This window comes from Piscirickettsia salmonis LF-89 = ATCC VR-1361 (genome assembly GCF_000297215.2).
In the GTDB taxonomy this organism is placed as follows: domain Bacteria; phylum Pseudomonadota; class Gammaproteobacteria; order Piscirickettsiales; family Piscirickettsiaceae; genus Piscirickettsia; species Piscirickettsia salmonis.
Map to the genome: position 1 here is coordinate 18,899 of NZ_AMFF02000079.1, position 3,873 is coordinate 22,771.

Genomic DNA, 3,873 nt, shown 5'->3' on the forward strand with positions numbered 1-3,873 from the left:
ATCAGCTCATTGATAAATTATTTGGATTAGCTGCTTAATTCTAAGCAGAGAGCACAAGAAAATAACCTTTCTGAAGTTCACTATAATTTTTCGCAACAGTGCCAGAAATCACGCCAATTATTTTTTTTAACTAAATGTTTTCGATGATTTGTGTTTGACAAGGTTCCATCAATATCAAATATAATAATCGGTTTCACTGTTACACCACACATTTTATATTATCAGGTTATTATACCTTACGCGATGCTCAACTTTTAAGAAGTTCCCAGCCTTTCAAATTGTAAGGTTGGGCAGCCTTGCAGTTTGTTAATAGCAACGCCCACTGTATGCGCAAAAACTTTTCTTGTTATCCGATTGGTAAAATGCCAGAGATATCTGTGTAGCGATTTGGGCGTGATGCTCGTTGGATGAGTTGAGGGCATATTTTAAAAGCATCTCTTAGTTTCATTCCTGTTTGTATTCCATAGTTGTCTCGTGCTATATAACATGAATTGATAATTGTATTGCCGCTATGATGATAGACATTATCCAGGTCAAATATCTCAATAATATTATTGAGCAGAACCATCGTCCGGTAAAAAAGAAGATGAATGCAGCACTGGGATTTAAATCAGTTCAAGGAGCTAAGGCCACGATTGCAGGTGTTGAACTCTACCGCATGCTGAAGAAAAAACAGATGCACTGCCACCATATAATGCCACCAAAATTTCAGTCATAGTTTTCTGATAGCTAATTTATAAACTAGTTAATTTTAAAGGTAGCTTAGTTAAATACTAAGTAGCTTTAGTGTTATCCCATAATGCGCTCTAGCACTTTCCAGTAGCCTTTTTTGCTAGCCTTGACTCGAAGTTGTTGAGGACACATAAAACTATCTGCCACTTCAATAACCTTATCATGCTCATATAGACCTTTGAACCAAGGGCCGCGAACATCACTAACAAAATCACGCCATTGAGGCTTAACAAATGGTAGATTCATATTATGCAGATGACATTCTGTCACCTCGCCATTATCCGTTTCATAGATAACTAAGATTTTTGGTTTATCACGGCCTCCAATTTTTTTCACACTCATTTTATGCACATTCACATACTCACCTGTTTTCCGCTCTGTAGCGGCTTGTCTATCCAAATTATCATTCGGATCAATCAATTCGGCACTACAGCTTTTGCAAGAGCGTCCAGCAATGTCATTTTTATATCCACATGACTCACATAGTTTAAAGACAAATTTTTCATGGCACCCCTCACACTCTCTTGCAGTATTGCGGTTAATACAGCCACAACTAAAGCAAACTTGATCATAGGTTGCCTTACGTTGTTGTGATGCTTCATTACTGATCTGGCTATTACAATGCTTTTCGATATTGCCTGCATAATCAAGGATCAGAGCATGGTCTTTGCCAGGTGATGTTCTGATAGCGCGTCCAATGCCTTGATCAAAAATAACTCGGCTTTCCGTCGGTCTAAGCCACACAATCACGTCAAATGTTGGCAGGTTAATCCCAGTAAACAAGGTATCTCGACTGACTAAGTACTTGACGATACCTGCTTTTGCATCTGCAATAGCCTGACGCCGTTCAACTTTTGCTGTATCACCGGTAATTAACCTTGCCTCGTTTGCAGGTAAAGAGCTCATTATTTCTTCACAGTGGCGAACAGAAGCTCCAAAAATGAAGGCCCCTGTGTATTGAGTCATAACCTGAGTCACTTCATGGATAATCGATGCGGTAAGCCGATCCTGTTTAGCGGCTTCACGTTCTAAATCAGCACCATTAAAGCGACCAGAGGTTATGCGGACATTACTAAAATCAAGCTTTTGCTCTTGCTTATCCAAACCAAATCGGTACTTGCATAAAAAACCAGCTTCGATCAACTCCCCCATGGTGATGGAATAAACACATTCTTTAAAAAACTTGTTCTTACCATGAACATTAGAAGTAGAACGATACGGGGTTCCGCTTAAACCAATCACTCGGGCTTTAGGATTCTGCTGTACAACACCACTCACAAGGCTCTCAGCCTTATTAAAATCACCGATATGGCATTCATCAAAACAAATAACATCATAGTGTTGAGGGTGGTTTATCGCTGTTCCTGGGGTCGCATAGGTGATAGGCTTTCCTAATTCCTTACGATTCAAGGAAGCGCAGATTGCACCAGTACTTAGGTTATCACCTGTATAACTAATAAACTCTTGTTCATTTTGACTCACTAGCTCTTCACTGGGCGCAATAACAAGAACCTTGCCACCTCTACGAACAATGGATAAAGCAATATGCGCAGCAATGAGCGATTTTCCAGCACCAACGCTAGCAAAAATCAAGCAGGGCTCTTCATTTTCTCTAAACCAATTCGCTACGGCTGTAATCGCTTCTTTTTGGTAAGTCCTTAGTGCGAACATCTTAAATATCTCTTAACTTGCTACCGTGTTAAAAACACTTGTTATGATTGAGAAATACGAATGAATTGCGGAGTATTTTCCTCTGGTTGATGTTTTTCAAACTCTGAAAGTGCAGGTAGGTCGCTCATACCATTTTTCTCGGCAAGAGGTAAAAATCGTGTGTATGACTCTTGATCAAAAGCGTATGCAGCACCTCGGCTAATGCCTTGCATGATTTCTTCAAAACGTGTTTTCTTAACAATGCCACTGGTTTCTTGATCAGGCAGCATAGCATCAATGTACCCATGCAAACTTTCTGAAGAGCCTGAAATAACACAGGCATCCTTATCACAAAAGACATCCCCTTCTTCACTGTACGAAAAATATCCAATAACTTTATGTGAATCTTTATACATTGCATGTCCTCACTAACAATTAAACGAGCCGACGTTGAAAAATGTAAAACAAACTTTCTTAGATAGTCCAAATCTCTCATCGATGCGGCTCGTAACAACGGGCCCAGTTCGGACTTCAAAGTCATCAGTGACGCCTAACATTTCGTTAATTAACTCTTCAGTATTATAAAAATTAAGATAGCTCTTAGCATTGATACACATAATACAACAGCCATTTTTTTCATTGTTATGAAAGATAATTTCATCTCCCTCAACTGAGATACTATGTGCTTGATTAAAATCAATTTCATGTCCGTTGTAACTAATGAGCATAAATTCACCTGTTGTTATAAATATCCTTGGTTAGATAGGGGCAATATCAAAAAATTCAAGTGATATTGCTTTCTAAAAAGTAAAGAGACACTGCCTTTCATAATCGTAATATTTTAATATGCCGCAAATGCGGCATGGCTATGTTATTAGCTGCGCTAATTATTGAATTAATGGTTTTCAACCGATCCGAGGGAAGAAACGATTCACTCAAGCATACCTTGGTTAAAAATAAACTCCGTTCTCGCTTTATCAAGAAACATTTCTTTGAAATGTTTTTGCCAAACCTGCGCGTGCGAAGTTGATTTTTAACCTGATCGGTATGCTCTCTTTTCTCTTGTTCCTTCCCTCTCCGGGTCGGTTGTGATGGGGGGGGGAAGGGCAGAGCAAAAAAATAACCTGAGTGCGGTAACAGTCAGGTTATTAAAAATAATACGTAACGGAGAAATAATATCATGTATGCAAAAGAAATCAACCTAAAAAAAACCTTTACTGAGTTTATGAGTGAGCTAAAACACTTTACAGGAACAGAAAAATATCACAAATCATTTTTAAACACCCGTTTAACTGATGGGGTGAATTATTTGGCTGAAAATTTAGAGTGTTTTTGGTTAATGGATGACATTGCTATTTTTGCAAGACCTTATGCAAGACTAGGGTTACTTATTGTAGAATATTGCAACAATAAAAAAGAGGGCACTGTTGCGAAAAATTATAGTGAACTTCAGAAAGGTTATTTTCTTGTCCTCTCCCTTAAAATTAAAAG

The 3,873-nt window shown here is 38.4% G+C and carries 5 protein-coding genes and 1 pseudogene; 2 read left to right on the forward strand and 4 right to left on the reverse strand.

The genetic code is table 11. The features are described from left to right. Positions 1-346 precede the first annotated feature (346 nt). Complete coding sequence (locus tag C200_RS16715) at positions 347-568, reverse strand: Y-family DNA polymerase (protein WP_075274932.1); 222 nt, start codon at positions 566-568, stop codon at positions 347-349. Here C200_RS16715 and C200_RS08340 point away from each other — a divergent pair. Next, positions 509-718: pseudogene (locus tag C200_RS08340) on the forward strand (DDE-type integrase/transposase/recombinase); the annotation flags it as partial. The gene C200_RS16715 and the pseudogene C200_RS08340 sit on opposite strands and share 60 nt — an antisense overlap. Before the next feature lie 71 nt (positions 719-789). On the opposite strand, the gene C200_RS08345 reads toward C200_RS08340, so the two are convergent. Genes C200_RS08345 through C200_RS08355 form a run of 3 tightly spaced genes read right to left on the reverse strand, consistent with a single transcriptional unit; the run spans position 790 to position 3,110 of the window. Then, positions 790-2,403, reverse strand: coding sequence for a DEAD/DEAH box helicase (locus C200_RS08345; protein ID WP_016211812.1), 1,614 nt, complete (start codon positions 2,401-2,403; stop codon positions 790-792). 41 nt (positions 2,404-2,444) lie between these two features. Further along, the gene (locus C200_RS08350) at positions 2,445-2,798 is read right to left on the reverse strand and encodes a hypothetical protein (RefSeq protein ID WP_016211816.1); all 354 of its coding nucleotides are present in this window, start codon (positions 2,796-2,798) and stop codon (positions 2,445-2,447) included. Positions 2,799-2,810: 12 nt separating this feature from the next. Further along, positions 2,811-3,110, reverse strand: a complete 300-nt coding sequence (locus C200_RS08355) for a hypothetical protein (RefSeq protein WP_033923734.1) — start codon at positions 3,108-3,110, stop codon at positions 2,811-2,813. Positions 3,111-3,562: 452 nt separating this feature from the next. On the opposite strand from C200_RS08355, the gene C200_RS15775 reads away from it, so the two are divergent. Continuing rightward, a partial coding sequence (locus tag C200_RS15775; protein ID WP_345968889.1) for a DUF6876 family protein occupies positions 3,563-3,873 on the forward strand: 311 nt, incomplete at its 3' end.